Here is a 2,332-nt window from a genome sequence, read left to right as displayed (position 1 = left end):
ACGGCCAGCCCGGTGGGCGCGTCCGGGTCGGTGCGCACGGCGTCGGTCGCCACTCCGGCCGCCCGGAGGTCGGCCACCGCGGCCCGGCCCTCGGCATCGGCGCCGACCCGGGCCACCAGGCAGGTCGGCGCGCCCATGGCGGCCGCCGCCACGGCCTGGTTGGCGCCCTTGCCGCCGAAGCCCTGGGCGGAGCCGGCCGCGAGGACGGTCTCCCCGGGGGCCGGGAGGACGGGGCAGCGCAGGATGCGGTCGATGTTCACGGAGCCGATGGCCACGACGCGGCCGGGCGTACTGGGTGCGGTCATCGTTCCTCTCTATGCGTTCGGCCGCCGATGGGCAAGCACGGGCCCGGCCCGGCGCCCCCCCGGGCGGGGTGGGGCGTACGGACGGTGGGGTGTACTGACGGTGGGGCGTACGAGGTGCGGAGGGGGCGCGCGCCGTGCTGCCGGACTCCGGTGCCCAGGGGTGCGCGCTCCGGCGCGGCGGGGGTTGCAGCGGCCCCGTGGTAGGCCCTCTGACCTGGGCACATGCCGCTGTCAAACGGAACCGGGAACCGCCATGAGCCGGGCCGACGTGGAGGTATGGGGAACGGCGCGGCGCGGGTACCACCTCGGGTGGCGCTGGTTCGGCTGACGGGGGCGCCGCCCGGTGCGAACGGCACCGGGGGAGGTCGAGAAACAGGGGACGTTAGTGATCGTCTGGGTCAATGGCACGTTCGGGGCGGGCAAGACGAGCGCCTGTCGCGAGTTGGTGGAGCTGCTGCCCGGCAGCATGCTGTTCGATCCCGAGCTGGTCGGCTTCGGGCTGCGGGCGATGCTGCCGGCCGACCGGATGGCGGCGGTGTCGGACTTCCAGGAGCTGCCGGCCTGGCGGCGGCTCGTCCCCGAGACGGCGGCGGCGCTGCTCGGGGAGGTGCCCGGGCCGCTGGTGGTCCCGATGACGCTGCTGCGGGAGGACTACCGGGACGAGATCTTCGGTTCACTGGCCTCCAACGGCATCGCGGTGCACCACCTCGTCCTGGACCCTGAAGAAACGATCCTGCGTGCGCGCATTGCCCAGCGCGAGGAGGTGCCCGACGATCCCGAGCGCAGCGAACGGATCCGGCAGTGGTGCCTGGAGCACGTGCCCCGCTACCTCGCCGCCCGCCGCTGGCTGCGCCGGGACGCCCGGCTCGTCGACACCTCCGGACTCACCCCGCAGGAGACCGCCGCCAGACTCGCCCAGCTGGTGGGCGACGGGTCGGCCCGCTGCCCGATCGTGCAGAGCCCCGATCCCACCGGGGACACCGTGGCCGCCGCCGTCCTGTTCTTCGACGAGCAGGACCGGGTGCTGCTCGTCGACCCGGTCTACAAGCCGGACTGGGAGTTCCCCGGCGGGGTGGTCGAACGCGGCGAGGCGCCGACCGACGCCGCGCTGCGGGAGACCGCCGAGGAACTCGGCCTCCGGCTGGACCCGGCCACGCTGCGGCTGCTCGCCGTCGACTGGGAGCCGCGCACCGGCCCGCGCCGGGGCGGGCTGCGCCTGGTCTACGACGGCGGCCTGCTGGACGCCACCGCCCGGCAGGGGCTGCTGCTCCAGCAGGACGAGCTGCGGAGCTGGCGCTTCGTCAGCCTGGAGGAGGCCTCCGGGCTGCTGCCGCCCGGGCGCTACCGGCGGCTCGCCGCGGCGCTGGACGCCCGGCGCTGCGGGGAACTGCGCTACCTGGAGGCCGGGCGGCGGGCGGGGGTGGGGCTGGCGTCGACGGCGGACGCGGCCTGAGCGGACCCGTTGGTCGGGCCCGGCCCGGGGCAGGTCGGGCCCGGGGCAGGCCCGGCCCGGGGTCCGGCGGCCGGGTCGGTGGGAGCGGTCGGTCCGGCGTCCTCGGCCGGGCCGGCCGCTTCGGCGTTCCGGGAACGGTGCCCGGTGGGTGGTGGTGGGCGGGACGAGCCGTGCGGGGCGGGTGCGGCGGCAGTGACCGGGCGCGGCAGGATGGAGCCATGCCGTTCACCCTGAGTCACCCGGCCGCCGTCCTGCCCCTGCTGCGCCTGGCGGGGGAGCGCGGGCCGCTGGTCGCGTCCGCGCTGGTCGCCGGCTCGATGGCGCCGGACGTGCCGTTCTTCGCCGAGTCGCTGCTGCCCGGGGTCTACCGGTACGGCGGGGCGACCCACCGCTGGTGGGGGGTGCCGACGGTGGACGTGGCGCTCGCGGCCGGGCTGGTGGCGGGCTGGCACGGGCTGGTGCGCGGGCCGCTGGTCGCGCTGCTGCCGCCGCCGTGGTCCGGCGCGGCCGAGGCGCTGACGGTCCGCCGGGCCGGTCGGGGGCGCCCGACCGGGGCGGACCTCGCCTGGTTCGC

3 protein-coding genes are annotated in these 2,332 nt (G+C 77.1%); 2 read left to right on the top strand and 1 reads right to left on the bottom strand.

The window, feature by feature from the left end; all coding sequences use genetic code 11:
• Positions 1-305 (bottom strand): PfkB family carbohydrate kinase (locus BI06_RS41715; RefSeq protein WP_233290524.1); only part of this gene is annotated, 305 nt, incomplete at its 3' end.
• 385 nt (positions 306-690) lie between these two features.
• On the opposite strand from BI06_RS41715, the gene BI06_RS41710 reads away from it, so the two are divergent.
• The gene (locus tag BI06_RS41710) at positions 691-1,758 is read left to right on the top strand and encodes an NUDIX domain-containing protein (protein WP_030396927.1); all 1,068 of its coding nucleotides are present in this window, start codon (positions 691-693) and stop codon (positions 1,756-1,758) included.
• 218 nt (positions 1,759-1,976) lie between these two features.
• The coding region (locus tag BI06_RS41705) for a DUF4184 family protein (protein WP_149030659.1) at positions 1,977-2,332 on the top strand (356 nt) is incomplete at its 3' end.

This window comes from Kitasatospora sp. MBT66 (assembly GCF_000710405.2).
Taxonomy (GTDB): Bacteria; Actinomycetota; Actinomycetes; order Streptomycetales; family Streptomycetaceae; genus Kitasatospora; species Kitasatospora purpeofusca.
This window is presented reverse-complemented; position numbering and strand designations above follow the sequence as displayed.